Below are 242 nucleotides of genomic sequence, written 5' to 3' on the forward strand. Positions count from 1 at the left end.
TGGCAGCACCAACACAGTCGTCACTGACGAACCGGGAACTCCAGGTAATCCGGGTACCCCTGGCACGCCGAACGCTGGCGACCAGATCGCCGTCTCGATCGTCAGCAATGGCAATGTCACCGAAGCCGAGCAGCCGGTCTTCACCGTGCGCGTCAGCCAGGTCCTGGATCGTGAGCTCACCGTCACCCTGTCCAATGGTGACAAGGTGGTGATCGCTGCGGGCCAGACCGAAGCCACCTACC

The 242-nt window shown here is 62.8% G+C and carries 1 protein-coding gene; it reads left to right on the forward strand.

Translation table 11 applies throughout. The annotated features are described in order from the left end of the window. Nucleotides 1-242 (forward strand): immunoglobulin-like domain-containing protein (locus G7009_RS27430; protein ID WP_181133396.1); only part of this gene is annotated, 242 nt, incomplete at both ends.

The sequence above is a fragment of the Pseudomonas capeferrum genome (assembly GCF_013523055.1).
In the GTDB taxonomy this organism is placed as follows: domain Bacteria; phylum Pseudomonadota; class Gammaproteobacteria; order Pseudomonadales; family Pseudomonadaceae; genus Aquipseudomonas; species Aquipseudomonas capeferrum_A.